Below are 25,323 nucleotides of genomic sequence, written 5' to 3' on the forward strand. Positions count from 1 at the left end.
AATTGCCAGTTTTGCCGATTGCCGGGGGGCGCGTTTCTGCCGGGGGCCTGTTTGGGCTGGCCCTAGTACCCGCCCCACGCGAAACGGTTATTTCTTTTTAGCGGGCTAGCGGTATGTTTTACAGGCATTTGCCCGCTCCGGATCAAGCAGTTCATACCAGGCACATAAAAATCCCCGAATATTGCACTCCCATACCGCGCCGGCTTTTCGCCGGCCCCCGCTTCTTCGGTTTCTTTTTGCCTCTGCTTACTCTTTTTCTATGCCTTTGATTGTTCCCGTGATGGTGCGCGGCATTAATAACCTTTCCGATGCCCGGTACTGCGCCGGCATGGGCGCCGACTCGCTCACCTTCCGTCTCGACCCCGCCTTCCCCGATGCCCTTACGCCGGAAACCGTGCAGGAGCTCAGCAGCTGGGTGGCGGGTGTGCAGCTCATCGGTGAGTTTGATGCCCTTCCCATCGACCAGATCAATGCCCTGGCCCAGCAGTGCGGCCTGCACGCGGTGCTCCTGCACCGCCGCCACACTCCCGACGAGCTGGCCGAACTGACCATTCCGGCCCTGCGTTCTATCAGCTGGGTTCCGGATATGCTGCCCGAGGACGTGGATATGCTTCTGCGGGAGCAGGCGTCGCACTACGCCGGCTTTGTTATTGCCACTGCCCCCCAGCCCCTACCGAACCCGGCCGAAGTAACCCGCCTTACAGAGCATGCCCGCATGTACAATATCTGGCTGGGAGCCGGCTTCGCGCCCGATAATCTGCGCAGCTACGTGGAGGCCGTAAACCCGGCCGGCATCGTGCTGCAGGGTGGCGACGAAATCAAGCCCGGCCTGCGCGACTTCGACGAAATGGAAGCCGTCTTCGAGCAGCTGGAAGACTAGTTCAGCGAGCCATACGCATACGGAAAGGGGGCTTCTCTGCGCAGAGAAGCCCCCTTTCCGTTTAGGGGTGCCGGTACTCCCTAAGCCATTACCGTCAGCAGAGAATAAACTGGAGCCGTTAAGAGCTCTGGCCCCCGTAGCACGAGGCGGGTTTCGGCCTCGGCGGGGGGTAGGCTTTTGGTGAGCAGCCGCCACGCTACCTCACCGGGCAGCTCCATATCAGCGGCTACCGGGCCCCCGGTATAATTCTGCCCCAGAACCCAGCCCTCTGCCGTCCGGAGTAGAAACCATGTGTCGCCGCCCTCGCCGGTAACGTGAAAGCGTATCACCGTGCCTTCCGGCGCCATCACGGCCCGGTAGTGATACGGCAGGGCCTGCAGGCTGGTAGCCAGGAAGGGCCGGTACAGCCGGGGGCTCAGCAGCGGGGCCTCCTGCCCCACTGCCTGCCGGATTTGCTGCTGATGATGCCACTTCTCGGTGTACTCGCGGGCCACGTGGAAGTGGTTGGTTGACTGCGCCTCTCCGGCCCACGCCACCGAGAACATGGCCGGGGCAGCAGGGTCCAGCGAGGTCAGAAAGGCGTTATACTCGGGTCCTACCCCTTCCAGCAGCCCAAGCAGCACCGCCGGGCTCAGCCGCTGCCCCACTTTTACCCAGGAGTTGTTCAGCTCATTGAGGTAGCGCACCACGTCCTGGTACTCGCCGCTGGCGGGGCCGGGGCCGGCGAAGTGGCCGTCGCGGAGCATGGAGAGGCTGCGCAGGCTGCCATCGAGCAGGTGCAGGGCCACGTCGCGCACCGTCCAGGCGGGCGCCAGGGTGGGCCGTTCCCAGCCGGCCGCAGAAAGGCTGCGGAGCACTTCCAGCAGCAGGCGGTCCAGCTCCGGGAACAGCGGCAGAGTGTCGGGGGTAGAAGCAGGTGTCATGGCGCTAAGCTAGCAGTTCCGGGCTTTCCTCCTACCCCTGTTACCGGCCCGAACACTAACTCAGTTGAAACTGCAGGTACTTGATGGGCACACCCAGCGTGCGGTATTTACGCTCGAAGGTCGTTTGGATGTACTCAGCGTGCGGGAGCAGTTCGGGGGTTTCGTAGAGGTCCTTGGTGTGCGCGAGGATGGTAGCGCCGGCCCGCTGCTGCAGGGTTTCGAGGGAGAAATCGAACAGACCTTCGTTATCCGTTTTGAGGTGGACGAGGCCGCCGGGGCGCAGTACCTGCTGGTAGAGGTCGAGGAAGCGCGGAGCCGTAAGGCGGCGCTTGATGTCCCGGTCGCGGGGGCGCGGATCAGGGAAGGTAATCCAGATTTCGTGCAGCTCGCCAAGCGCAAAATGCGTGAGCAAATCGTGGGCGCGAGTGCGCAGGAAACCCACGTTGGTCAGGCCCAGGGACTCGGCGCGGGTGCTACCCCGCCAGATTCGCTCCCCCTTGATGTCGAGGCCCAGAAAGTTGCGCTCGGGGTAGCGCTCAGCCAGCCCCACGGTGTATTCGCCCTTGCCGCAGCCCACTTCCAGGGTAATGGGGTTAGGGTTGCGGAAGAACTCTTCGTGCCAGCGTCCGCCTAGCTGCTGGTAGGTAGCCTTACCGGGTTCAATTACGTCGGGGCGCTCGGCGTTATCGGCGAAGCGCTTCAGTTTAACTCGACTCAAAACGAGGAAATGGTGAAATAGTGAAAGAGAGGGTTCGAGCAACCAACGGAGGTAGGAATACTCCGTTTGTGCTCAGATTTGGGAAAGCAGCGCCGGAAATCAGGCGGCCGTCTCGTGCAAAGACCTAGAAGCACCAGAGGCGCTACAGCCCTTCGATTTCGGCCACCACAAAAGTACTACCCCCGATGAAGACCACATCATCGGGCGCGGCGGCGGCGCGCGCGGCGGCTACGGCAGTAGGCACTGGTCCATACGCCTGGCCGTGTAGTCCCACAGCAGCGGCCCGCTCGGCCAGCTCTGCAGCCGGCAATGCCCGCGGAATAGTAGCCTGGCAGAAATAGTACGTAGCGTGCCGGGGCAGTAAGCTCAGCATCTTGCTCACGTCCTTGTCATTTACTACCCCCAGCACGAAGTGCAACTGCCGCTGCGGCAGCCGCGCCAGCTGCCCGGTGATGAAGCGAATCCCCGCTTCGTTGTGACCCGTGTCGCAGACCACCAGGGGCCGGCGGCCCAGGATGGTCCAGCGGCCCCGGAAACCGGTGAGGCGACCCACCTCCCGCAGCCCTTCGCGCACGGCCGCTTCGGGTATCTCGAAGCCCTGGCGGCGCAGCTCATCCAGCACGGCCAGCACGCCGGGCAGATTCAGGCGCTGGTAGTCGCCCACCAGGCCTAGCTCTACGTCTTCCAGGTAGGGCGCATTCTGGTAAGTCAGGCACAGGCGTTGCGTGTCGTCCTCGGGGGTAGGCTCCTGCAGTAGCTCGGCGCGGTACTGGTCATCGGCAAACAGCAGCGGGGCGCTTTCTAGCTGAGCTTTCTGCTCGAACACCGGGGCTACCTCGGGCTGGGTCTGGCTGATGATGGCCGGCACGCCTGGTTTAATGATGCCGGCCTTTTCGCTGGCAATCAGGGGTAGCGTGTGGCCCAACAGGTTCTGGTGGTCGAAGCTGATGTTGGTAATCAGGGAAACCAGGGGCCGGATGATGTTGGTAGAATCGAGGCGCCCGCCCAGGCCGACTTCTACCACGGCAATGTCCACCTGCTCCTCGGCAAAGTAATCGAAGGCCATGGCCACGCACATTTCAAAAAACGAGGGCTGCACCTCCTCGAAGTACCCGCGCCAGCGTTCCACCCAAGCCACCAGGTAGTCGGGGGTTAGGTCCTGGCCGTTTACTTTGATGCGCTCGGTAAACTCCTTGAGGTGGGGCGAGGTGTAGAGACCCACCTTATAGCCGGCCGCCTGCAGCACCGCCGCCAGCAGGTTCGAGGAGCTGCCCTTACCGTTGGTCCCCGCTACGTGCACACTTTTGAACTTCCGCTCCGGGTTGCCCATTGCCGCCGCCAGGGCCTCCGTGCGCTCCAGCCCCGGCTTGTACCCCGCTTCCCCTACCCGCTGAAACATGGGCAGCTGCTGGTAGAGGTAGTCGAGGGTTTGCTGGTAAGTCATGGGTAGGAAAGCGAGGAGTTCAGGGCGCAAAGGTACGTCCCGTCACTGCAAACTGCCGCCCTGGTAGCCCAGAGCGGCAGTTTGAGTTTGTGAGAATCTGCTACTTAGCGTCCACCAATGATATAGGTCACTGTCCCGGTAGCCCCTCCGCTGCCATCGGCAACCCTGCGAAACGTAGCTTTTCTTTGCACCATAGCCCGGTAAAACTCAGCTACGTTGCGGGAGACAGTGCTTTTGAAGATGCTGACACTTTCAACGCTTCCATCTTCATCAATCTTAATCTTCAGGGTAACTGAGCCTCTTTCATCAGATGGATCAACATCCCGCGGCTGATTTTCAAAGGCCCACCCGGGCATGCTGAGGGAACCGCCGCTACCGGGGCTGGTGCCGCGGCCACCCTTGCCCGGCTCACCAGAATAAGCGGTACCGCCGTAGGTGCCACGTGGGTCGCCTTTGTCGCCCACAGTGCCGGGGTTGTCGCCGTTGTTGTTGCCGGTAGGTGCGTTGCTGGTACCGTTCACGCCGTTACCACCCCCATCAGCGCGGTTGGCGCGCGGCGTAAATACGGCCCGCTGATCCACTTTCGGACGCGGTGGTTCAGGCTTCACTTCTTCCTTGGGCGCCTCGGCTACCTTTTTCGCGGGCGGCACCGTTACGGGGCTTTCCTCGGCCTCACTGGTTACTACCCGCTGCTCAGTGGGCGGTGTGAGGTCGGGTTGAGATACGGGGCGGGGCGGTGTGGGGTCAGGCTGCGAAGCGGGCGGGCGGCTGTCCTCCCGGTTCTTCGACTCATTGGCGGGGGCCTGGCTCTGGATGTCGCCGGAGCCTACCTCATCCACCCCGTAGTTTAGCTCTACCCCGTCGCCGCCGGCCAGCTCCTCCAGGGGCGGATCGGGACCCTTGAACACGGTAAAGAAGAACAAGGCAGCCAGCGCCGCATTTATCATCACCGTGCCCAGGAGGGCTTCCCGCCGATGCTCTTCCCGATATTCGGTTGCCATGGGACTTGTCTTTTTAAGAGGGCTACCCCGCCGGCAACAGCCAGCTGGCAGCTTCTGGTAATCAATACGCCCCGCTCCGAAAAACGGCAGACGGGGCGCTGTATTGTTTTCTATAACGGCCGAACCCGCTTAGCTGGTTCACGAGCCGCCGGCTGAGGTGGCAGCCTACTTACCCGACGCTTGCTGGGCCTGGGTGGCCATTACCATTTTAATCTTGAGGCGGTTGCCTACCTCCAGAATATCTACCAGCTTCTGCACGTTCAGTGAGGCATCTACGCGCAGCACAGCCGTGGGGCTCTCCAACCCCTGCACGCGGCGAGCCAGCTCGGGCTCCAACTGATCGGGGGTGATGTTCTGGCGGTCAATGAAGTACTTTCCGGCCGCGTCCACGGAAACCGTAATGGGCTGCTTCATGGCCTGCTTGCCCGAGCGGGCGTTAGGCAGCATAAGCTTAATAACGTTGGGGTTCACCATCGTCGAGACAATCAGGAAGAACAGCATCAGGAAGAACATGATGTCGTTCATCGAGCTGGTCTCGACGTGGGAAGAAACTTTGCGGCGCCGGCTGAGGTCCATGCGGTGAAATTGTGAACTTGTGAAATGGTGATTTTGAGGTTCTCATGGTGCGAATAGGAATAACTGAACGTCAACTCACTATTTCACCAACTCACCATCTCACCTTTAGTTATCCTGAAGAATGTCCATGAACTCGATGGCCGAGTTTTCCATGCGGAACACCATGCGCTCCACCATAATGCTGAGCCAGTGATAGCCGATGTGAGCCACAATACCCACAATAAGGCCGGCCGCTGAGGTTACCATTTTGGTGTACAGACCACCCGAAATCTGGGCAATACCGAAGTCGCCGGTGGAGCTGATGGCGTAGAAGATTTTGATTACGCCAATAATCGTACCCACGAAGCCGAGCATGGGCGCAATACCGGCCACAATGCCCAGCACGTTGATGTTCTTCTCGAGGCGGGCAATTTCAATCTTCCCCACGTTTTCCACACTGGTTTCGATTTCCTTGAGGGGTAAGCCAATGCGGCGGATACCTTTCTCAATCATGCGGGCCAGTGGCGTAGGGTTCTGGGCGCACAGCATTTTGGCTCCCTGCAAATCACCTTTCACCATCAGCCCCCGGATGCCCGGCATAAACGACTCGGGCACGGCGCCGGCCTTGCGGATGGTCAGGTAGCGCTCCAGAATGATGTAGACCGAAACGAAGAAGAGCAGGAACAGCGGCACCATAATCCAGCCCCCGGCCAGAATCAGGTCGATAAGCGAGAGGCCGGGCGCGGCATTGGCGGCCGCATTGGCAGCGGTAGCAGCCGAGTCGGCAGCGGCGGGCGAAGCGGCGGGAGCCGCGTCGCTGCCTACCTGGAGTTGCAGCAGCAGGGAGAGCAGGTGCGTCATGCGTGGGATACGGTGAGAAGCAAAAGAATAGCTAAAACACCCGAGGCTTATAATGCTTTGCCTGAGCGTTTTAGCTATTCAAGATTTCGAATTATTGATTCAAGTTCTGGTTAGTAGTTTTTAATCCACAGGTCGCCCATGCGCTTGCGCAGAATGCTGGCCTGACGGTCAGCCGAAGCCCGGTCGGGATAGTCGGCTACGGACAGCATGTACTGGCGGCTACCGGGCGCGGGCAGAATCACACGGGCCGGGTGACCCAGGCGCACCAGGGCCTGGCGGCCCTTCTCGGCGTTAGCCAGGCTGGTGTACGAGCCCGCTACGATGTAGTAACGGCCCGTTCGGCTTTTAATTGTCGCGGCCGAGGCCCCGGCGGTTGCATTGGTAGCGGCAGCTTTTTCCCAGCCCGGTGCTTTGGGCTTAGCGGCGGGCTTGCCTTTTACGGTTTGTACCGGTGCACCGGTTACCGTCACGGCGGGCTTAATTGCCGAAGCAGGTACTGTGGCCTTCACAGCCGGTTTAACTGCCTTGGTGGGGGTAGTAACGGGCTTGGCGGCTGGCTTCAGGGCGGCGGCTTTGGGAGCGGCAGCCGGGGTAGCGGCTTTCTCCCATTCGTCGTTAGCAGCGGCTTCGGCGGCTGTTATGGCCGGCGTGGGGGTAGCGGCCAGTTCCGAGGGCCGGGCGGTATTTGCCAGGTCAGCCTGCTGGCGCAGCACCGGCTTGGCGGCCAGCGTGGGGGTAGCAGCCGGAGCCTCCGCCGTGGTAGCCGACAGGGCGTTCAGGCGCAGGTTTTCGGGGAGGTAGCCGAACATATCGGCAAAGATGTAGTTGGCCGACAGCACCAGCCCGGCAATAGCCACCGAGCCGATAACGCGGAAGACGCGGGCTGCCCGTGCCGAACGGCTCGAAGCCAACAGCGGAGCTGCCACCGGCCGCTCGCGGGCCAGCAGGGCGTCCGTTGCGCGCACGGGGCGAGACACCAGCTCGGGCAGCCCGAAGCTGGCGTTGAGCAGGTTCTGACCGCCGGTGTACTCGAAATCCAGACCACGGCCAGGAGCCCGGCGGAATACGCCTACCCCCTGCAGCTCGGTGCGCTGCCCGGTTTCCAGCTCGGTTTCCATGCGTACCACGGCCTCGCGCACCAGTTGGCGGGCCTGGGCGGTGCTCACGTTCAGCTCCCGGCTCAGGGCATCTACCAGCAGCCCGTCGTTGCGGGTCAGGGACTGGTTGAAGGCCACGCGCTTGGCCGGCGGAGCCAGCGTATGCCGCACCGGATGAATCTGGGCGGGCGCATAATCGGCAATCAGGCCGCCAAAATCGGGGATGATGACGCAGTCATGGTCCCGGAGCAAGGTGCGGATATGGTCAGAAAGCATTCTGGAGGATTAGGCGAGGTGGGAAGAAGTTGAAGCGCCGGAAGGAGGTAGCAGCCCAGGCACGGCAAAGGACCTTATCAGAGTAGAACGGAACGCTGTTACGTTGGCTGTTCTCGCGTGATAAGGTCCTTCGCTATGCTCAGGATGACAGATGGCTAGTGCCGCGCCGCATCAATTTCAGATCAGATTAAAAGTCGTAGGTGACACCAGCCAGGACGTTGATTCCTTTCACGGGGTAGTTCAGGAATCGTTCGTATTTCTTGCCGATGAGGTTGTTGCCCAGAGCAAATATGGACAGATTTTCCATAATGCGGTAATCTCCGCGCAGATTCAGGTCGATGACCGTATCGGTGGGGCGCACCACGGCTTCGAAGGGCAATCCTACCGTGGTGGGCCGCCGGTAGCCCGTACCGTAGCTCGAACTATAGGTGTACAACTCGGCTCCTAGCAGGAGCTTGTCGTAGAGGTTATACGTGCCGAACAGCACCGACTGGAAGGCCGGGCGGTGGTAGGCTTTAGCCAGCGTTTTCACGTTGTACCCGTTGTAATCGGCCTTAAGGCCCAGGCGAAATTGTTCGGCGGCGTTGTAAATAATTTCGCCGTGCACGTTGATCAGTTGGGTAGCCTTGGGGTCGTACACCAGGTCAAACTTGCTGGAGTCGCGGCGGGAGTTGTTGTAGAAGTACAGGTTCCGGTCGTTAGACAGGGTCACGCGGGCGTTTACCTGCAGGGCCCGGGCCGGGGTAGCATTGAAGCCGAAGTAGAGGGTAGGCCCGCGGCGCGTATCGGCCACGCGTACGTTGGGAGCCAGCCAAGGGTTCTCGGTGGTCAGGTCGTACATCGTCACGCGCTGGATGGCGCCGCCCAGGCCCGCAAAGGCCACGAACTTATCCTCCGTTACGGTGTAGGCGACGCGCACGGCCGGGTAGGCGTTGAACTGTCGGGCCTTGCCAATGGTGTCGCCGGTGTAGCCCAGAGTAGCGCCCACCGACAAGGCCAACCGGTTCAGGGTCACTTCGTAGGCGGGCGTTACCTGCACAAAGGGCCGGCTTACGGTCAGGGAGTCCTTGTGGGACAGGAACGACACGTCGCCGTTGATGCTCACGCGGCTGGTTTCGCCCAGGCGGTAGCCCGAACGCAGCGTAGCGTACACGTTGCTTTCCCGGGCCTGGTAGTAGTCGCTCCAGTAGTTGAAGCCCAGCCCGAAGTCGTACTGGAAGGCGGCGTCCTGGGCGCGGTTGCGGGCGTACACCTTGATGGCCGCACGCTTGAACACCTGCTTGATGCTGTCCTGGGTGGGCAAATCGGCTACGTTGCGGTTGTAGCCATAAAAGTTGTACCGCTCACGCCCCAGGTCGATTTTGGCGCCCAGCGCCACGGGGCCGCTGTAGGTTTCCCCGTTGAGGCCCAGGCTGGTTTGGGCCTGGCTGGAGTTCTTCTTGTCAACTGGCCCGCGGGAAGACGACAGGTGCTGGAAGTCGAGGCCGTAGGAGGCTGTTTCGGAGCGGGTGTTGTGCAGGTAAGCCCGGCCGTAGGCCGTGCCGTAGTTACCCAGGGCTGCCTTGAGGTAGTTGCCCGTGAGCGGGGCCAACTCCTCTTGCCGAATGGTGAGTACCCGCACCGAGGGGTTGAGCTTATCGGCTGGCAGGCGGAAGTCGGGGTAGGTGTAGCCGACAGCCTCGCCGGTTTTGGCCGGGGCTTCAATCTTTACTTTCTCGAAGTTGCGGGTAGCCTCGGGTAGCTCGTTTACCCGCTCCTTCACAATCTCAATTTCGGCGTCCTCAATCTTGCCGCGCGTCTTCTGCGCCCAGGCATCCGTAGCCGGAACGGTGGTAGTCAGCAGGGCCGCGGCGGCCAGTAGTTTATGCTTCATATAGGGTCTTGGGGACTTGGGGTTTTGGATCCTGAATGATGCTCATAGGCTCATCCTTGCTTGCCACCCCCTCTCCTATTATTTTCTGACTTTAAATGATTTACAACCTTCTCCCTGAATACATACTTCAGGAAAATTCCCACCGTACTCCGTCCCGCTCGCTGCGGGACGGAGTACGGTGGGGTCGGCTACTCTTCCTGGGGTGAGGCCGTGGAGTTGGTTGTAGAATCGGTGGGCATGGCCTCGCTCGGCACCAGGGAGCTGCGCACCGACGTTTTGCCGGTAGCAGGCTTGCTGGTGGTTTTACCGGTAGCTGGTTTGGTAGCCGGCGTGGTAGTTTTGGGCGTGGCCTTGGGGGTAGCAGGTGTGGTCTTGCTGGGCTGGGTTTTGGGCGCGCTCGGGACCGGCGTGGCGGCCGGGTCGGCGGGCAGGGCAGCCAGGCGCTGCTTAGCACCCTCCACAATTTCCGCTACCGGGAATTTGTTGTCGATGATGGAGTTGAGCGTGGCGCGGGCTTGGAAGATTTCGTTCTGCTCCTTGTACACGTCGGCAATCAGCAGGAAGGCCCGTCCCAGCCACAAATCGTAGTTGGCGAAATCGGAGTTGCTCTTGTAGGCCGCATCCAGGGCTTCGGGGTACTTCTTCTGCTGGTAGAGGGCGCTGGCAATGAGGTACTGGGCTTCGGCCCCGCTTTCATCCTTGGCCGTGTTGGCGGCCGTGGTCAGCTCGCCAATGGCCTGCTCCAGGCTGCCGGCTTTGTAGCTGGCTTTGCCCATATACAGCAAGGCCAGGTTGGTGGCGTTGAGGGAAGCCCCGCCCTGAGCCTGCAGCTCCTGCGCTACCCGGCGGGTGCCTTCCAGGTCGCCGGCCTCGTAGTAGCTCTTCATCAGCCCGATACCGGCGTTGGCTACCTCCCGCTTGTTCTGGGACACTTCGCGCAGGCGGCTGTAATAGCGGGCTGCTTCGGAGTAGTTCTTGTTTTCAAACTCCAGATCAGCCACCCGGCCCACGGCACGGTTCACAAACTCGCTCTTGCCTTCCTCTACCACGGCCTTCAGGCGGGGCAGGGCGTCGGCTTTGCGGCCTGTGCGCAGATAGGCATCGGCCAGGAAGTAGCGGCCATCGGCGGCCAGGGTGGTGCTGGGATATTGCTGCAGGTAGCTTTCCAGGCGCGGAATGGCCTGGGCGTACTTCTCCGCCAGGTACAAGGACTTGGCGGCCTCAAACTCTACGCTTTCGGTGGCCTTGCTGTCGGGGTTCTGCTGCTTGAACTGGGCCAGGTACTGATCGAACTCCTCGGTTTTGCCCTGGGCCGAAAGGCTTTCCTGCAGGCTGTAGATGGCGCTGCCGGCCGCCTTCGTGCGCGGGTACTGGCTGAGCACACGCTTGAAGTCCTCGGCCGCCTTGGCGTGCTGCTCCAGGTTCTGGTAGGCCACGCCGCGCTTCTGCAGGGCCTGCGGAATCAGGGGGGAGTTGGGGCGGTTGGTAATCAGGCGGGAGAAGCCCTCCACGGCGGGCTGAAACGAGCCGGCCTCGAAGTCGAGCTGGGCCTGCTGGTACACCGCGTCGTCGGCGTAGCGCGAGGTAGGCGAAGTTTTCAGCAGAGTGCTCAGGGTGCTGCTGGCTTCTTCGCGGCGGCCCATCAGCCCCAGCGTTACGCTCTTCTGGTAGTAGGCGTAGTCCTTGTCGGCGGCGTTGGCCTGAATGACTTTGTTGTACTGATCCAGGGCCTGCTGGTACTGCTTGGCTACGTAGTAAGTGTCGCCGAGGCGCAGGGTCACGTCGTAGTAGTTCGGGTCGGCGGGCTTAGCTACTGGGTCCTGGAGCCAGGCCTGGAACTGCTGGCGGGCCCGGTCGTACTGCTTGGTGTTGTAGTAGGCGTAACCCAGGCCGTAGCGGGCTTTCTGGTCGAAGTCGGTTTCCGAAGCCGAGCCGGTGCGGGCCGTGCGCGCGGCCGCCGTGTAGGCTGTAATGGCAGGCTGGTACTGCTGGCCGTAGCTATAGATTTCGCCTTTCAGCACCTGAGCGGCAGCGCGCAGGGCGTCGTCCTGGGGGTACTTCAGGCTCTTGTCCAGCACGGGCAGCGCGTCCTGGTAGCGGTTGTTGTTGTAGAGGGTAGCGGCCTGCAGGTAGGCCACGCGCTGGTAGGTGGCGTTGAGCTTGGTGCTCCGCTCGTCGAGGTTATCGAGGTAGTTGAGGGCCTGGGCGTAGTCGGAGGAGTTCAGGAAACTCTCGCTCAGAATGTCGTCGGCGGCCGCCTGGTTTTTGGAGCGGGGAAAACGCTTGGAGAAGTCGCGCAGGGCGGCAATAACTTCCTGGGTGTTGCCTAGCTCGTAGTTTACCTGGGCATACTTCAGGGTCGCGTTTTCGGTGATGACCTTATCGAACGTCACCTTACGGGCCGCATCGAATGAGTTCAGCGCCAGCGGCTTCTGGCTGGTTTTCAGGTAGCTCAGGCCCAGGTGGTAGGCGGCGTTCTGGCCCAGGGAGTCGCGGCGGGCCGCTACCCCCTTCAGGCTACCAATGGCGCCCTTGAAGTCGCCTTGCTTGAAGTTGGCGTACCCGATTTTGTACTGCACCTTGGGGTCGATGTTCTTGCGGCCGGCGGCGTACTTATCAAAATACTCGGCGGCCTGCTTGAAATCTTCCTTCTGGTAATAGGCATCCCCCACCAACAGCTGAATTTCGTCGGCGCTCTGGGGCGGCGGGGTTTGCTGCAGGGCCTGGGTGCCGTAGGTAATCAGGCCTTCGTAGTCGCCCTCCTTGTAGTAAATCTGCGACATCACGGCCGGCACCACGGGCTTGTAGGCGTCGTTCTGCTCGGCCACGGCCAGGTCCTTGCGGGCCCCGGCGTAGTCGCCGGCGCGGTAGGCCAGGTAGCCGGCGTAGTAGGAGCTGGCGTAGCGGTACTCGCTGGCCCCGGCCTTGTTGCGGTCAAACTGCAGCTTGGCCTTGTCGAATTCCTTCTGGGCGAAATAGGCGTAGCCGAGCTTGAACTCGGCCTCGGCCCGCTGGTCGTCGCTGAGGTTGTCGGGCCCTACCTTCTGCAGGTAGTCAATGGCCTTCACATAGTCCTTCTTATCGAAGTAGAACTTGCCCAGCTCGAAATAGGCCTGGGCGGCTTTGGGGTGGGCCGGGTTGTTGGTGGCAAAAGCCAGAATGCGCGACTCCGAATCGGGGTGGAACAGGTAGAGGCCCGACACGGCGTAGTAGTACTCGGCATCGGTGGTGCGGCCTGGGGCCAGCTCGCCGGTGCGGCGCCGGGTTTGGTCGAGGTAGCGCTGGAAGGCTTGCTGGGCCGCGCCGTACTTGCCGCGGTCGAAGAGTTCGAGGCCTTCCTGGTAGTGGCGTTCGTCGGCGGTGAACACCTGCGTTTGCTGGGCCTGCGCGGCCAGGGGGGCGGCAGCGGAAAGGGAGGCGGCCAGCGCCAGGCGGGGGAATAGTTTCATCAGAAAGCGTTACGCACAAGGGAGGCCGGCGCCGCCAGGGCACCGGGAATCAGCCAAAAGTAGCGAAAAGTTCGGCCGAGGTTGCCCGGAAACGGCCCTTTTTGCCGGTGGTAACGCGGTGCGCGGTCGGTTTGGTGTACAGAAGCGGATCGGCAGCTCAGGTTTCCCCTCTCGTTTCACTCTGTTGTCACCTGATTTTTAACGCGCCAAAGCGTAGTCCGCAGCGGTTATTGTGTAGTTGAACCGACTAGTATGTTCACTCAAGGCCTCCACTTGGTATTGATTCAGGGCTAGAAGGTTGCGAGCAGGTAGGCACTGGCCGTTGATCTGCTGGGCCTGGGGGCAATAGTGCAGCAACTGCTTCCCGTCCTGGAATAGCAGCCGAACGGAATCACCCTGCGAAAACAATTCAGGATAAGCAATATTACCCGCCCCACCGTAGCTGACACGCTCTATACTAGCGGCATTAGGCAGCCGCAGAATCAAGGGCAACCGCTGCCGGTTGCTGGTGCTGTATATTTTCAGTTCAAGGTCCTGGCCGGATTGATTGTTAATGATAAAAACGCCTTTCTGTTCCTCATCCACCATTTTTTGGCAAGCGCCTAGCATTGCCGCGCTTAGGAGGAGCAAAGTCCCGTAGTGCAAATACTTATTCATCTTTATTTCCGGTAAAAATCAGAGCTAGTTACTTCCCTTACTAATAGCGCTACTTAGTTGTTAGAGCGTGTTTGGACTGCTACTGGCGCCGCTAAATGTAGTGAAAAGTGAGGTGGTCCAGTTAGAGCGTAGAGAATAGGGCGGTATTTTTAAGTTGTTGGAGGTAAAAGGTTTGCGGGGTCTGATACGCGAGTGCTGAATGCCGGCGCTCGTGGTTGTAGTAGTCGAAATAAGTGGCCACGCTGTGCTGCGCGTCGGCTAAGTCGCGGAACACGGGCCACTCGCGCGGCCCCAGCTCCTCAGTTTTGAGCCGCGACCACAGGCTCTCGGCCTGCGCGTTGTCCAGGCATTCGGCGCGGCGGCTCTGCGAGCGCTGACAGCCGTACTGGTCGAGCAGGGCGCGGTAGGTGTTGGCGCAGTACTGCCCGCCGCGGTCCGAGTGCACCACCAGGCCGGGGGCGGGCCGACGGGCCAGCAGGGCTTGGCGTAAGGCACTGGTGACCAGCTCTTCGGGCATCGTATCGAGCACCCGCCACCCGACCACCTGCCGGGTACAGGCGTCCTGAAAGGCGCACAGGTAGGCCCATTGCCCCGAGGCCAGCGGCAGGTAGGTGATATCGCTGACCCAGACCCGGTTAGGCGTGGTTGGCTTGGGCTGGTCGAGCAGCCGGTTGGGCGCGCAGCGCAGCCCGTGGGTCGAATCGGTGGTGCGCGGGGTGTAGGCGCGGGGCTGCAAGGCCCGCAGCCCATGCCGCCGCATGGCCGAGCGCAGGCGCTGGCGGCCCACGCAGTGGCCCTGGGCTTGCAGCTCGACCCGTAAGCGGCGGGTGCCGTAGCAACGTTTGTGCTGGCCGAAGGCTTCTTTCAGCGCCTCTTCCCAGTTCGCTGCCGTCGGCTGAGCCGGGGTGGGCTGCTGCTGCTTGCGCCAGGCATAGTAGCGGCTGGCGGACACCTGCAGCATCCGGCAGAGCAACTCAACCGCGTAGCTAGTACGCTCCTGGTCAATAAATTGCCAGCAGCTCATCGGGCAGGTGGGGTGGAGAAGATGGCGATGGCTTTTTTTAAAATTTCCAGCTCCTGCTCCAGCCGCCGGTTGGCGGCCCGCAGCTGGCGCACCTCGGCGGCCTCGGCCGGGTCGGCGGGCAGCGGCGGTTGGGCGGCTTTTTGCCACTCACAAATCAGCTTCGGGCGAATGTTGAGGGCGCGGGCCGCCGCCTGCGCCGAGCGGCTCTCACGGGCCACGCGCAGGGCTTCGGCTTTGAAGGCCTCGTCGTATTTGCGGCGCTTATCAGTCTTGTCCATGGGTCGGAAATTACCACCCAATTCTCTCTCCTCTAACTAGACCACCTCAAAGCTCAACCGATTTTAAGTCGGTACGCGGCTGGTTTAGTGTAGAAAACCCGAGGGTTCTGCCGTGTTTAGAGAACCTATTTCCTATATAGCTCTATGCAACGGTTCTATTCTGCTTTGTTCGCCGGGCTTACCGGCCTCTTCTTCGGTGGGGCCTCTGCTCCTATTTCTCCTACCCCCGCCTACCCATAAAACCCCGCCATTTCCGATGCGCAGGGCCGGCCCCGGGATACGACCACATTTTATTTTCCGGCAGCTTTATCATCTGTTGATCAGTTGACGGACAAAATGCAGTATTCGCAGACCGCTTACTGTCAGATGGCGTTGGTTTCTGCCTCGGCCAATCTGTTTTTCTTTAAGGCTCCAGTATTGTCGAACTATTACCTGGGCAACGATACCTACCGGTTTCTGTGGCTGCGCTCCTTCCACCGGCCCGTACTGCTGACGCTAACTCAGCAGACCGGCGGCGCCACGTTACGGACCCAGTTTCTCACTAAATCGGCTACAGCGCCCAGGCTTGAGCAAATTCTGTTCGTTCCACCTACCGCCTCGCAAGCTGAAGCTGCACGATTACAACAGGATTTCGATGCAAAACGCAAAAACCCAAAGGTGCAGCGCGAACTAGCCGAGCATAACCGTCCAGCGGAGCCACTACCTCAGCTAGAGAATGTTCATTCTATTACGCCGCGGCAGTGGCAACAGGTCGAACAGCTGCTAGCGACTAGTAGCTTTCAGCAATTGCCGCCTTGCGAGTTATCTCCCGCAACGGATGGGGCTTATTGGGTATTCGAATCCCACCAAGCCAACGGCTACCACATGGTTTTTCGCCATAGCCCAGATAAGCGGGATGGTTTCCGCAAAGCCTGCGAATATCTTATCGAGTTGAGCTCGGCACGCAACGAGGAGCGATACTAAGCCAAACCGGGTGCTTGGGTAGCTAAAGGCAACTTTCTTTCCGCCGTGCGGCTCCCTTAGCCAAGTCCCTACCTCCCTTCCATGCGTCTGTTTACGAGTTTGCTTTGCCTGCTGAGTTTAGTTACTACCCCCCATGTACTTGCCCAAACCCTGCTGCAAGGCACCGTGCTGGATGCACAGACCCAGGCGCGGGTACCCTTTGCCTCGGTGGGCGTAGTAGGCAAGCCGCTCGGGACGGTGGCCGATGAGCAGGGGCGTTTCCAGTTTACTACCCCTACCGACCTAGCCGAACCCGTAGTTGTTTCGTGCGTGGGCTACCAGTCGACCACCGTTGCCGCCGCTACGTTGCAGGCCGCCGGGCAGGTAGTGCGCCTGCGCCCCAGCGGCGTTAGCCTGGCGGCCGTGACGGTGCGGCCGGGCAAGGTGAAAACCAAGACGTTTGGCCGCACCAGCAGCTCCTCGCTGATGGGGGCCAGCCTGTACACCGAGGCTGGGTTAGTAAGCGACGCCCTGGCCAAAGAGCAGGGCACCATCATCGGCCTTGACAAAGACTGCCGCCTGCGCGACTTCAACATGCACGTGGCCTTCAACCGGTTCAAGTCCGTGAAGTTCCGGCTGAACCTATACAGTGTAAAAGACGGCCTGCCCGACCAGCCCCTACTCCGGCAGGATGTACGCTTCGACGTGACCCAGCCCCGCGGTTGGGTGCGGGTGGATCTTTCGCCCTACCAGGTGCAGCTGCAGGGCCAGCGGGAGGTAGCCGTAACCATCCAGTGGCTGCAGAGCGAGGCCCAGGAAGGCAGCCCGAAGGCTTTTGGCATATCGGCCGTACCCGCGCCGGGCCACAGCATCCTGACCCGCAACAAAAGCCAGGCGGCCTGGCAGCAACTGAAGGCCAGCTACCTCAGCTTCTACCTCACTGCCGATTCTTACGGTGCTAGTAAAACCGCACCCACTTCCCCTGCTGCCGACTACGAACTACCCGACAGCCTGCGGTATCTGCGCTACCTCGCGGCGCCTACCCTGCCGGGCCTCACCAACCCCCATCTCTACGGCGAAAATGCGCAAGCGGGCCGCTACGTAGCCGTGAAGGGCGGACGGCTGTACTACGAGCGGTACGGGAAGGGTACCCCACTCCTGCTTCTGCACGGCAATGGCCAATCCATTGCTGCCTTCCAGCGCCAGATTGGTGAGCTAGCTCAGCACTTCGAGGTACTTGCCGTGGACACCCGCGCCCAGGGCCGCAGCCAGGACCACACCACCGCCGACTTCACCTACGACCTGTTTGCGGAGGATATGCGCCAGCTGCTCGACTCGCTGGGCCTGCGCCAGGTCGATATTCTAGGCTGGAGCGACGGGGGCAACACGGCCCTGACGCTGGCGCTCCGCCACCCCGCGTACGTGCGGCGCTTGGCCGTCATGGGAGCCAACATGTTTCCCACGCCCGAGGCCATTGAGCCCGATTTCCTGGCGCTTCTGCGCCGGCAGCTGCGGGAAGAACAGCAGCTCCCCGCCCCAGATCTGAACCGTACGCGCTTACTGCGCATCCTGCTGCAAGAGCCCCAGCTGACGTTTGCCGAGCTGCAGGGGGTAGCGGCTCCTACCCTGGTCATGGCCGGTCAGCACGACGTAATTCTGGAAGCGCATAGCCGGGCCCTGGCGAAGGCCTTGCCCCATAGCGAGCTGGTTATCTTTCCCAACACCACCCACTACGCTCCCCAAGAGGCCCCGGAGGCATTTAATAAAGCCGTGCTGCGGTTCCTGCAGCAACGCTAGCGGCTTATCCAGTCAGACTGCTTGAATAGCTCATAAACAAGGTCATGCTTAATCCAACTACTTCGTGTCATGCTGAGCTTGGCGAAGCATCTCTACTGCTTCGTCCTCACAGTGGGACTTAGCCAGAGGTAGAGATGCTTCGCCAAGCTCAGCATGACATATTCTCTATCTAGGAAGTGTTAACAGTGAATATCTTGCGGTATGGAGCAGATGTTAACCGAGGCACAATGGGCGCGGCTAGCGCCGCTGCTGCCGGGCCGGCCGGGCACGAGCGGGGGGCGAGGGCGCGACAACCGGCAGTTCGTGGAGGCCGTGCTGTGGCTGGCGCGCAACGGGGCCCGGTGGCGGGCGCTGCCGAAAGAGCGCGGCAATTGGCACACGACGTACACGCGCTTCCAGCGCTGGGCCGCCTCGGGCGTGTGGCAACGCGTGTTCGAAGCCGTACAGGACGAGGCCGCCCTGCACACGCTGCTGGTGGACTCGACCACCGTGCGGGCGCACCAGCACGCGAGCGGCGCGCGCAAAAAAACGGGCCGCAAGCCCTCGGCCGTTCGCGCGGCGGGCTGACATGCAAGCTGCACCTGGCCGCCGATGCGCGCGGCCGGCCGCGGCGCTGCCGCCTGACGGCGGGCCACAGCCACGACGCCCCGCAGGCCTTGCCCTTGCTGGAGGGCCTGGCGCCGGCTTATGTGGTGGCCGACCGCGGCTACGACTCGGACCCGCTGGTGGCCGCGCTAGCCGCCCGCGGCACGCAGGCCGTGATTCCGCCCCGGCGAAACCGCCGCCAGCCGCGGGCCTACGACGCGGCCCGCTACGCCCAGCGCCACGCCGTGGAGCGGCTCTTCAGCCGCCTCAAGCAGTTTCGCCGCGTCGCCACGCGCTACGATAAGCTCGATGCCCATTTCTTGGCCTTCATCCATCTCGCGGCAACCGTCGTCTGGTTACGTGATTGTTAACACTTCCTAGTACGGTCTGCCTAGGCTAGCCCTACCCCTGGCGCACCAGCGTCACCTCGTCGCGGGTGAAGTCGAAGCGGCTTTTCTCAACGGGCGTGCGGCTCACGGCCACGCGGGGCGGCTGGAGCTTGCCTTTGCGGCCGGCTTCAATCTGGGCCTCGCCGGTGATATCCAGGGTGGCTACTACCTCCTCGTTCAGGCGCAACTCCCACGGGCCGGGCTTCATGGGTCCGTCGAGCCGGCCCACGAGAAAGGTTTCCTTCGGCGACATAACAATGATGTCGAGCACTTGCATGGTGGAAGTTTCGGGCATGGGATGGGATAGGAAAAATAATGGAGAGCGGATAACCGGTAGGGCCAAGTTACGGGCCTGATGCCAAACCACCTGTCATTCCGACGCAGGAGGAATCTGGGTTACCTTCTTAACCGAAACCCAGATTCCTCCTGCGTCGGAATGACAAGATTACGCAAACAACTCAAGCAGCTCTTGCTTCGAGAGGGTTTTCAGCAGGGCGGCGTCGGTGCGGATGAGGTCCTGGGCCAGCTCGCGCTTGGTTTGCTGGAGCTGCATGATTTTCTCCTCCACGGTGCGCGGGCAGATAAGGCGCACGGCTACTACCTTCTTGGTTTGCCCGATGCGGTAGGCGCGGTCAATGGCCTGGTTTTCCACGGCGGGGTTCCACCAGGGGTCTACCAGGTACACGTAGTCGGCCTCGGTGAGGTTGAGGCCGGTGCCGCCGGCTTTCAGGCTGATGAGAAACACCCGCACCTGCTCGTTCTGCTGAAACTCCTGCACGGCCGCGGCCCGGTGGCGGGTTTGGCCGGTGAGCTGCTGGTAGGGAATGTCGTGAGCTTCCAGCATGGGCCGGATTAGATCGAGCATGCCCACGAACTGGGAGAAGATGAGGATTTTGTGCTGGGGCGCGTGGTTCTGCAGCTCCTCCAGCAACACTTCCAGCTTGGCCGAGGCCGCCCCGTAATCGGGCCCGTCGGGGAGCAGGGCGGGCGAGTTGCAGATTTGCCGGAGGCGCGTGAGGCCCTGCAACAGGTGCATATGGTCTTTACCGAGCACGTCTTCGCGGCGGCCTAGCAGCAGGTTGCGGTAATCTTCCTTACAGGCCTCGTACACCCGGCGCTGCTCGGGGCCCATGTCGCAGTAGAGCACCATTTCGGTTTTGTCGGGCAGCTCGGGGGCTACCTGGGCTTTGGTGCGGCGCAGCACAAAGGGCCGGATTTTCTGCTGCAGCACCCGCGCTTGGCTGTCGTCCTTGAACTTATCAATGCGGGTAGCGAAGTGGGCCTTGAAGTGGGCCCGGCTTCCCAGCAAACCCGGACAGGCAAAGGACAGCAGCCCGTAGATGTCGTAGGTGTTGTTTTCCAGGGGCGTACCCGTGAGCACCAGCCGGTTGCGGGCCTGCAGCCGGCGCGCCGCCTTATAGCGCTGCGAGTCGGGGTTTTTAATGGCCTGGGCCTCGTCCAGAATCACGTAGTTGAACTGGTAGCTCTGCAGGGCGCGTACGTCGGCTACCAGCGTGCCATACGTAGTCAGCACGATATCGTAGCCGTCGAATTCTGCGGTGTGCTTGGTGCGGCTGGCTCCGTGCAGGGTATGCACCCGCAGCGTGGGCGCGAACTTCGCTACCTCGGCCTGCCAGTTAAACACCAGGGAAGTGGGTACAACTACCAAACTGGCGGACCGCTCCCCTTTTTCGCGCTGGAGCAGCAGAAACGCCAATACCTGCAGGGTTTTGCCCAGGCCCATATCATCGGCCAGGCAGCCCCCAAAGTGGAAGGTATCCAGGAAATTCAGCCAGTTCAGGCCCTGGTGCTGATAGTCGCGCAGGGTAGCCTGCAGCCCCGCCGGCACGGGCGCGGCCTGAATGCCGCCAAAATCGGCCAGGGCGGCGCGGTAGTCAGCGAGTTGGGTGCGGGCCTCGGGGGTGAGTTCTTCGGGCTGATACAGCTCCTCCACGGCCGCGAAGTTGACGGCGGGCGTGCGCAGCTGGTCTTCTACTACCTCGGCAGCGGCAAAGTAGCGGGTGAACTTATCAAGCCACTCCTGGGGTAGGATGCCGCGGGTTCCGTCGTCGAGGGTGACGTAGCGGCGCTGGTGGCGCACGGCCTGGTAAAGCTGGGGCAGGGTAGCGTGCTGCTTGCCGAAGCGCACGCCCAGTTTGGTGTCAAACCAGTTCGTTTCCCGGCTCACCTGCACCGTAACCCGGGCCTTGTGTGGGTTGAGGTTATTGCCCTTGAGCTGGTTGAAACCTAAAATAGTAATGCCCTGGGTGCGCCAGTCCTCAAAGGCCTCCAGAAACCAGTCCTCGTCCAGAAACTGCTTTTTCGATACGTACAGGGCATCGAGGTGGAGTTGCTCCTCAAAATGGGGGTAGTGGCGCAGCAGAGCCTTTAGCAGTCGGGTTTCGGCCGCCGCGTCGCGAGTCACGGCAAAGGTCTGGCCCAGGGCGTCCGTGTCCTGGAGTTGCTTGCGCGAAAGCACCGACACTTCCCGCTCGCCGTAGCGCATCACGGGCAGCACCTCTACGTGCGCGCCGGCCTCAGAGAGGTAAAGCAGCGGCCTGGGTTCTTCCTGGTACCCACCCAGGGCCAGCTGCTGGGGCGTCGCGGGCCGCACGTAGGTGTAGTGAATGTGGAGCTTGTCTTCGAGGCCGGCCAGCACGTCCTGCTGAAACTCCGGAAACTTGCTCTGGTGCAGCAGCAGGGTGTTGCTGCGCTTCTTGAAAAACTCCACCACCCGCCACACGTCCAGGTCATCGAGCAGGTACAAGTTGTCGTGCACGGCCACGAAATAGTCGTAGCGAATAGTCACGTCTTTCAAATCCAGCAGCTGATCCAGCACGCTGAGCTGGCCCGACACGCGGTAAAATTCGCCCTGCTCCGTCACTAGTAAGCGCAGTTCCAACCGGGCCCGATGCACCCACACCGGCACTACCGACTGGGCCGTGGGCTTCTCGCCCTGGGCGGCTTGGTGGGCGTACACGGGCAGCCCCAGCGGGTTTTTCACTACCGCCCGCAGCGCCTCCAGCGCCTGAGCCGACCGTTCTTCCTCATAGTTATGCTGGAAGCGCGCCAGGCCGGTGTAAAACTTGAGCACTTCGGGGTCCTGAATATTCCAGAGGCCATCCAGCGGGTTGAGGGTAGTCAGCGGGTTTTTCAGCTTGCCCGCGGCGGTGGTTTCGGCTTCGATGAGTTGCAGGGTCAGGTGGCCGTAGTAGCGGTGGCGGGTGAGTAGTACGGCGCGCGTGGCGGCGGGCCCGGCCGAGGGCAGCTGCCGTTTCTCGGGCAGCAGTTGGCGCACCAACTCCTGCTTACTGGCGGCCGTGAGGGGTAGCAGTTCCGGCTGGCGGGGCGTGATGCTGGTTTGCCCTTCGGCGTAGGTCAGCTGGAAATGTTTGTCGAGGTTGGGTTGCTGCTCCAGCCCGTAGTCCCGCGCCACGGTGCGCAGGCGACTTTGGCGCAGCGAGGCATCAAAGAAAATCCGCAGCTCCCGGCGCTGCACCAGGGCCAGCAGCACCAGCGCCTCATGCGCACACAAATGCCCGCCGAGGGCGGCGCATGTGCATTGCAGTACCAGGTCTGCGCTCTGGCTTACGACGACCTCTGGCCCTAGCCCGCCGCCCAGGCTAAACCTTCCATGATTAACGGTTAATTCTTCAGGGACCACCGCATTCAGGGCCCGGCTCTCTGGTAGCATGTCAGCGCCGCCATGCTGCTCGATGATGGCGCTGGTCAGGTCCGGAATAGTGAGCCCGGGAAAGGTGAACTGGTGTTCGTAAGGTGGCTCCGGCGTGTTGGGCATTGCTCCCGCTTCGGTGGTTCAGGCGCGTATTCTCGCCTTTCGTTGTTTAGATTGTCATTCCGAGCTGCGCGAGGAATCGGGTTCAGACTTCAACTCGCTTAACTCAGATGATGTATTCCACAATTCAGAGCCTGTTTCGTCAGACGCCAGCTGGTGAAATCAGATTCCTCGCGCTGCCCGAAATGACGGCTGGTATCAGTCGTGCTGGCGGCGAGACGCGAATACGCGCCTCTACCCCACCTCCGCGGCTTTAATGCGGGCGTCAAAGCTAAATTCTTCCCGCCCTACTATCTGAATGCGCTTGAACTCGGGATGGCGGCTGTTGAGGATGTAGTTGTACTCCTGCGGGATGATGGACGAAGGCACTCGCAGCACCGCCGACTGGCGTGCCGTGTACCAGGCCGCGCCCAGAGGCTGACAGAGAGCGTAGCGGCTGGCTTTTTCCCAGTTTTTGGGTAGTTGGGTCAAGTCTATTTCTTCAATTACCAGATCGTCGGACACGTCAATCACCAACACCCGGAACTGGTCGTTGAGCCCCTCTCCGCTTCGGTGCACCACGTTCTCAAGGCAGGCCAGCGCCCGCGAAGAGGCCGTGTAAATCACGAATTGGTCTTTGTAATTCCAGCGCGCCCGGTAGCCGGAGGCAAACAGGTCATCGGCGTATTTGGCCAGGCAGATGCGGTATACCAGCATACCGGAGGGGCTAGGATAAGTCGCCGTAGGCAATACGGGTCAGTTCCTCGGCTACCAGATCAATCCCCCCGCTGGTTTCCAACAGCCGCAGCGGCACCTCCTGGTCGAGGCCGTGGGCGGGTTTATCCAGCCAGCGCAGAAACGCGGCCGCCTCCCCGAATACTTCCAGCCCCAAGTTATAGAGGCTGATAATCTTCAGGGTCTTCTCGCTGCTGGCAACGCTCAGGGTTTTCTTTTCCTGCGAATACGTGCGCAGGGTTTTCGTGGAAAGCTCGTAGATGGCTTCCAGCTCGTTGGCCTGCAACTGAAACGCCTCCGCTACCTCAAACGCCGTGGCGGCCGGCACCCCTTTGCGCGCTTCCATTACCAAGGCAAACGCATCTTGGCCCGCTTGCCCCCAGGCTGCCCACTTCTTGCGCAGGGCGGCGGGCATGGTGGCGGTAATTTTAGGAGGATGAGCAGCAGCAGCCATAGGTGTGTTGGTTTAACAGGTCGAACGTAGGGAAATTTTTCCAATTAACGCGGAATTTTTTCCTTTGGTTCTTTTCTCGCACCACAGCTACTTAATCACCGAAGTCTAGTGTGTTCAGATAATCCACTTCAATAAGACGAATATTACGAACAAGAATAGTGAGGCGAGGCAACCTACACGCCTGAACTTGTCCTGCGCGCTCAGCTTGTTGCTGTACCTAACAGCTGACTTTTCTGGTAGGAAATAACCACGCCAAGAGTTTTCTGGCTCTGACAGCACCCATACGTCCTGGCAGCTACCACACTGATAATGGCGCTTATTCTCCAAAGTCGCCTCCTCACCTGGCCGCTGGATAAGAACCAACTGTTGGCTCAACAATTTCTTCTCAAATACTTCAAAATCCTGCCACGTAGCAAATTCATAAAAACCTGTCAAGAAGCAATTTTCACACATTTCCTTGGCCTACTAAACCGTTCCCTACATCCCCGCTACCGCGTGCAGAGGCACAGGGTGCAGAATCAGCCATATCAGTTCCCGCAGAATTTCGCCATCGGTCATGGAGCCCGAGTCGATGCCTTTGCTTTGGGCGTCGGCGCGGCGGATAAGGTGGACGATGTCGCGGGTGCGCTCGAAGTTGAACACTTTTAGACCGGTTTGGTAGTCGCGGCGGGCGTAGGCGTTGGCGAGGTTCAGGCGCTTCCAGTCGGCTTCGGTGGGGTTGGGCAGCTGATGCAGGGCCAGCAGGCGCGAGAAGTAATTGAACAGCAGCGTCAGGTTCGGGATGAGCGGGTTGTTCTTGGGGTTGGCCTCGAAATAGAGTAGAATGCGGTTGGCCTTGAGCACGTCGCGGCGAATAAGCGCCGACTGCAGCTCGAAGATGTTGTACTCCTTGCTGATGCCCACCATGCGCTGCACCAGGTCCTCATCGATGCTGTGGCCGGGCAGCAGGTTAATAAGCATCTTATCGACCTCGTTCGTGAGCCTGCCCAGCTCCGCCCCAATGTATTCGGCCAGCATGTTGGTAGCCTGGGGCGTAATCTGCTGGCCTTTCGAGCGCACGTAGTTCGTGAGCCAGGGCGCCACCTGGTTGTCGTAGAGCTTTTTGCTAGTAAGCAGCACCGTGCCGGCAGGTGCGGGGTTGTTTTTGTCGCCGGTGAGCAGCTTGCCCAGCTTTTTGCGGGCATCCAGGGTTTTGTGCTTGTAGCAGAAAACCAGCACTGTGCTTTGCAGCGGATTCTTGAGGTAGGCCTCCAGAAACGGCCACGCTTTTTCGGCTTCCAGATCAGCTACGGCTTGGGCTTCCTTCACAATGACCACGGAGCGCTCGGCCATCATGGGGAAGCGCTTGGCCTGGTTCAGGATGCCGGCCACGTCGGTGTCCTTGCCGTAGAGCACTACTTGGTTAAAGCCTTTTTCGTGCTCCTGCAGCACGGTTTTTTCCAGCAGATCGGCTACCAGATCAATATAGTACGGCTCCTCCCCTTGCAGAAAGTACACGGGCGCAAACTGCCGCTGCTGGAGCTGCTTCAGAATTTCGTCGGCGGTGAGGGTCAAGGGTGAATGAGTAAAGGAGTGAATGAGTGAAGTGGGTGGCAGGGCGTCCTTTCAAC

At 61.0% G+C, this 25,323-nt stretch carries 20 protein-coding genes and 1 pseudogene; 4 read left to right on the forward strand and 17 right to left on the reverse strand.

Features of this window, described 5'->3' with window-relative positions:
• Positions 1 to 259: 259 nt before the first annotated feature.
• The gene (locus tag FGZ14_RS05390) at positions 260 to 880 is read left to right on the forward strand and encodes a hypothetical protein (RefSeq protein ID WP_139921984.1); all 621 of its coding nucleotides are present in this window, start codon (positions 260 to 262) and stop codon (positions 878 to 880) included.
• An 80-nt stretch (positions 881 to 960) separates the two neighbouring features.
• Here the strand turns inward: FGZ14_RS05390 and FGZ14_RS05395 are convergent, their stop codons facing one another.
• The 12 genes from FGZ14_RS05395 to FGZ14_RS05450 all read right to left on the reverse strand — a co-directional run bounded on the left by FGZ14_RS05395 (position 961) and on the right by FGZ14_RS05450 (position 15,036).
• The gene (locus FGZ14_RS05395; RefSeq protein ID WP_139921986.1) at positions 961 to 1,803 is read right to left on the reverse strand and encodes a maleylpyruvate isomerase N-terminal domain-containing protein; all 843 of its coding nucleotides are present in this window, start codon (positions 1,801 to 1,803) and stop codon (positions 961 to 963) included.
• 55 nt (positions 1,804 to 1,858) lie between these two features.
• The gene (gene trmB, locus FGZ14_RS05400; protein WP_139921988.1) at positions 1,859 to 2,521 is read right to left on the reverse strand and encodes a tRNA (guanosine(46)-N7)-methyltransferase TrmB; all 663 of its coding nucleotides are present in this window, start codon (positions 2,519 to 2,521) and stop codon (positions 1,859 to 1,861) included.
• 142 nt (positions 2,522 to 2,663) lie between these two features.
• On the reverse strand, positions 2,664 to 3,965 hold the full coding sequence (locus tag FGZ14_RS05405; protein ID WP_139921990.1) for a folylpolyglutamate synthase/dihydrofolate synthase family protein: 1,302 nt from the start codon (positions 3,963 to 3,965) through the stop codon (positions 2,664 to 2,666).
• A gap of 104 nt (positions 3,966 to 4,069) precedes the next feature.
• Positions 4,070 to 4,966 (reverse strand): energy transducer TonB, encoded by an 897-nt coding sequence (locus FGZ14_RS05410; protein WP_139921992.1) that lies wholly within the window; start codon positions 4,964 to 4,966, stop codon positions 4,070 to 4,072.
• A 165-nt stretch (positions 4,967 to 5,131) separates the two neighbouring features.
• A complete protein-coding gene (locus tag FGZ14_RS05415) occupies positions 5,132 to 5,542 on the reverse strand; it encodes a biopolymer transporter ExbD (protein WP_110979256.1) in 411 nt (136 codons plus the stop codon).
• Positions 5,543 to 5,647: 105 nt separating this feature from the next.
• Positions 5,648 to 6,382 (reverse strand): MotA/TolQ/ExbB proton channel family protein, encoded by a 735-nt coding sequence (locus FGZ14_RS05420; protein ID WP_110979255.1) that lies wholly within the window; start codon positions 6,380 to 6,382, stop codon positions 5,648 to 5,650.
• 110 nt (positions 6,383 to 6,492) lie between these two features.
• The gene (locus tag FGZ14_RS05425) at positions 6,493 to 7,755 is read right to left on the reverse strand and encodes an SPOR domain-containing protein (RefSeq protein ID WP_139921994.1); all 1,263 of its coding nucleotides are present in this window, start codon (positions 7,753 to 7,755) and stop codon (positions 6,493 to 6,495) included.
• Positions 7,756 to 7,942: 187 nt separating this feature from the next.
• Positions 7,943 to 9,628 carry a hypothetical protein gene (locus tag FGZ14_RS05430; protein WP_139921996.1) on the reverse strand — a complete coding sequence of 562 codons (1,686 nt, stop codon included), beginning with the start codon at positions 9,626 to 9,628 and terminating at the stop codon, positions 7,943 to 7,945.
• Between the two features lie 188 nt (positions 9,629 to 9,816).
• Positions 9,817 to 13,077, reverse strand: coding sequence for a tetratricopeptide repeat protein (locus tag FGZ14_RS05435; RefSeq protein WP_257883346.1), 3,261 nt, complete (start codon positions 13,075 to 13,077; stop codon positions 9,817 to 9,819).
• A gap of 198 nt (positions 13,078 to 13,275) precedes the next feature.
• Positions 13,276 to 13,734: a hypothetical protein gene (locus FGZ14_RS05440; RefSeq protein WP_139921998.1), complete on the reverse strand. Its 459-nt coding sequence runs from the start codon at positions 13,732 to 13,734 to the stop codon at positions 13,276 to 13,278.
• Between the two features lie 121 nt (positions 13,735 to 13,855).
• Positions 13,856 to 14,758: an IS3 family transposase gene (locus tag FGZ14_RS05445; protein ID WP_139920978.1), complete on the reverse strand. Its 903-nt coding sequence runs from the start codon at positions 14,756 to 14,758 to the stop codon at positions 13,856 to 13,858.
• Positions 14,755 to 15,036 (reverse strand): transposase, encoded by a 282-nt coding sequence (locus FGZ14_RS05450; protein ID WP_139921999.1) that lies wholly within the window; start codon positions 15,034 to 15,036, stop codon positions 14,755 to 14,757. The genes FGZ14_RS05445 and FGZ14_RS05450 overlap by 4 nt, the downstream gene beginning before the upstream one ends.
• A 324-nt stretch (positions 15,037 to 15,360) precedes the next feature.
• On the opposite strand from FGZ14_RS05450, the gene FGZ14_RS05455 reads away from it, so the two are divergent.
• From FGZ14_RS05455 to FGZ14_RS05465, 3 genes and pseudogenes are all read left to right on the forward strand, one after another.
• Complete coding sequence (locus tag FGZ14_RS05455; protein WP_139922001.1) at positions 15,361 to 15,999, forward strand: hypothetical protein; 639 nt, start codon at positions 15,361 to 15,363, stop codon at positions 15,997 to 15,999.
• An 81-nt stretch (positions 16,000 to 16,080) separates the two neighbouring features.
• On the forward strand, positions 16,081 to 17,775 hold the full coding sequence (locus FGZ14_RS05460) for an alpha/beta fold hydrolase (protein ID WP_139922003.1): 1,695 nt from the start codon (positions 16,081 to 16,083) through the stop codon (positions 17,773 to 17,775).
• 210 nt (positions 17,776 to 17,985) lie between these two features.
• Positions 17,986 to 18,731, forward strand: a pseudogene (locus FGZ14_RS05465) (IS5 family transposase).
• Between the two features lie 31 nt (positions 18,732 to 18,762).
• Here FGZ14_RS05465 and FGZ14_RS05470 read toward each other — a convergent pair.
• The 5 genes from FGZ14_RS05470 to holA all read right to left on the reverse strand — a co-directional run bounded on the left by FGZ14_RS05470 (position 18,763) and on the right by holA (position 25,267).
• Positions 18,763 to 19,044 (reverse strand): hypothetical protein, encoded by a 282-nt coding sequence (locus FGZ14_RS05470; RefSeq protein WP_139922006.1) that lies wholly within the window; start codon positions 19,042 to 19,044, stop codon positions 18,763 to 18,765.
• A gap of 150 nt (positions 19,045 to 19,194) precedes the next feature.
• Positions 19,195 to 22,548, reverse strand: a complete 3,354-nt coding sequence (locus tag FGZ14_RS05475) for a DEAD/DEAH box helicase (RefSeq protein WP_139922008.1) — start codon at positions 22,546 to 22,548, stop codon at positions 19,195 to 19,197.
• A 231-nt stretch (positions 22,549 to 22,779) separates the two neighbouring features.
• Positions 22,780 to 23,241, reverse strand: coding sequence for an RES family NAD+ phosphorylase (locus FGZ14_RS05480; protein WP_139922010.1), 462 nt, complete (start codon positions 23,239 to 23,241; stop codon positions 22,780 to 22,782).
• 10 nt (positions 23,242 to 23,251) lie between these two features.
• Entirely contained in the window at positions 23,252 to 23,713 is a 462-nt protein-coding gene (locus tag FGZ14_RS05485; protein WP_257883347.1) for an MbcA/ParS/Xre antitoxin family protein, read from the reverse strand.
• Positions 23,714 to 24,190: 477 nt separating this feature from the next.
• Positions 24,191 to 25,267, reverse strand: a complete 1,077-nt coding sequence (gene holA / locus FGZ14_RS05490) for a DNA polymerase III subunit delta (RefSeq protein WP_139922012.1) — start codon at positions 25,265 to 25,267, stop codon at positions 24,191 to 24,193.
• Positions 25,268 to 25,323: the final 56 nt, after the last annotated feature.

Origin of the sequence: Hymenobacter sp. DG01 (assembly GCF_006352025.1) — a bacterium.
Taxonomy (GTDB): domain Bacteria; phylum Bacteroidota; class Bacteroidia; order Cytophagales; family Hymenobacteraceae; genus Hymenobacter.

Excerpts from the sequence above, each read along its gene's own strand:
- FGZ14_RS05390 (WP_139921984.1), top strand. The coding sequence starts at position 260 with ATGCCTTTGATTGTTCCCGTGATGGTGCGCGGCATTAATAACCTTTCC.
- FGZ14_RS05395 (WP_139921986.1), bottom strand. The coding sequence starts at position 1,803 with ATGACACCTGCTTCTACCCCCGACACTCTGCCGCTGTTCCCGGAGCTG.
- FGZ14_RS05405 (WP_139921990.1), bottom strand. The coding sequence starts at position 3,965 with ATGACTTACCAGCAAACCCTCGACTACCTCTACCAGCAGCTGCCCATG.
- FGZ14_RS05410 (WP_139921992.1), bottom strand. The coding sequence starts at position 4,966 with ATGGCAACCGAATATCGGGAAGAGCATCGGCGGGAAGCCCTCCTGGGC.
- FGZ14_RS05415 (WP_110979256.1), bottom strand. The coding sequence starts at position 5,542 with ATGGACCTCAGCCGGCGCCGCAAAGTTTCTTCCCACGTCGAGACCAGC.
- FGZ14_RS05420 (WP_110979255.1), bottom strand. The coding sequence starts at position 6,382 with ATGACGCACCTGCTCTCCCTGCTGCTGCAACTCCAGGTAGGCAGCGAC.
- FGZ14_RS05425 (WP_139921994.1), bottom strand. The coding sequence starts at position 7,755 with ATGCTTTCTGACCATATCCGCACCTTGCTCCGGGACCATGACTGCGTC.
- FGZ14_RS05430 (WP_139921996.1), bottom strand. The coding sequence starts at position 9,628 with ATGAAGCATAAACTACTGGCCGCCGCGGCCCTGCTGACTACCACCGTT.
- FGZ14_RS05435 (WP_257883346.1), bottom strand. The coding sequence starts at position 13,077 with ATGAAACTATTCCCCCGCCTGGCGCTGGCCGCCTCCCTTTCCGCTGCC.
- FGZ14_RS05440 (WP_139921998.1), bottom strand. The coding sequence starts at position 13,734 with ATGAATAAGTATTTGCACTACGGGACTTTGCTCCTCCTAAGCGCGGCA.
- FGZ14_RS05445 (WP_139920978.1), bottom strand. The coding sequence starts at position 14,758 with ATGAGCTGCTGGCAATTTATTGACCAGGAGCGTACTAGCTACGCGGTT.
- FGZ14_RS05450 (WP_139921999.1), bottom strand. The coding sequence starts at position 15,036 with ATGGACAAGACTGATAAGCGCCGCAAATACGACGAGGCCTTCAAAGCC.
- FGZ14_RS05460 (WP_139922003.1), top strand. The coding sequence starts at position 16,081 with ATGCGTCTGTTTACGAGTTTGCTTTGCCTGCTGAGTTTAGTTACTACC.
- FGZ14_RS05470 (WP_139922006.1), bottom strand. The coding sequence starts at position 19,044 with ATGCCCGAAACTTCCACCATGCAAGTGCTCGACATCATTGTTATGTCG.
- FGZ14_RS05475 (WP_139922008.1), bottom strand. The coding sequence starts at position 22,548 with ATGCCCAACACGCCGGAGCCACCTTACGAACACCAGTTCACCTTTCCC.
- FGZ14_RS05480 (WP_139922010.1), bottom strand. The coding sequence starts at position 23,241 with ATGCTGGTATACCGCATCTGCCTGGCCAAATACGCCGATGACCTGTTT.
- FGZ14_RS05485 (WP_257883347.1), bottom strand. The coding sequence starts at position 23,713 with ATGGCTGCTGCTGCTCATCCTCCTAAAATTACCGCCACCATGCCCGCC.